Source organism: Desulfamplus magnetovallimortis (genome assembly GCF_900170035.1).
GTDB lineage: Bacteria > Desulfobacterota > Desulfobacteria > Desulfobacterales > Desulfobacteraceae > Desulfamplus > Desulfamplus magnetovallimortis.
Genome location: NZ_LT828628.1, coordinates 1 through 682, shown reverse-complemented (window position 1 = coordinate 682; position 682 = coordinate 1). Strand labels below are relative to the sequence as shown.

The window sequence follows — 682 nt, the reverse complement described above, 5'->3', positions numbered from 1 at the left end:
ATAAAGCCAATTTTGATGTTCTTGAAGGATTCCTTTGTGCTCTGCTTGAAGATGAAAACATAAAAGTGTTAAATCTTCTTGAAAGTGAAGGCAACCAGAAACAGGAGGATCTTAAATTTAACCGCGTGGATTTAATGGTTGAGGATAGCCATAAACGTAAAATCATCATTGAGATTCAAAACACCCGTGAAAGGGACTATTTAGAGCGGCTCCTATTTGGCACATCAAAGGTTATTATTGAAAATTTAAGGCTTGGTGAAGATTTTAAAAATATCAGCAAGGTAATCTCCATAAGTATCCTTTATTTTAACTTTGGCACCGGAGATGACTATCTCTATAAGGGCACAACTCAATTTATAGGCATGAACACAGGCAATCCATTGAAGATAAAAGAGAAGGTTGAGGTAATGGATGGGTTGGAATCAAAGTATAAGTTTGTGGATAAAGATATATTTCCTGAGTACTATTTTATTCAGATTTATAAATTTCATGATATCATCAAAAGATACATTGATGAGTGGATATACATGATAAAAAATGAACAGGTAAGGGATGATTTTAAGTCCAAAAATATTGATAAAGCAAAAGAGAAGCTATCCTATATCCATATGAATAAATCTGAAAAGGCTGATTATGAACGTTATATAATAAATCTTGTTCGTGAGAGAGATATGATTACAAC

1 protein-coding gene is annotated in these 682 nt (G+C 32.7%); it reads left to right on the top strand.

Translation table 11 applies throughout. The features are described 5' to 3' along the window. On the top strand, window positions 1–682 hold a 682-nt coding region (locus tag MTBBW1_RS27355), incomplete at both ends, for a PD-(D/E)XK nuclease family transposase (RefSeq protein WP_080810169.1).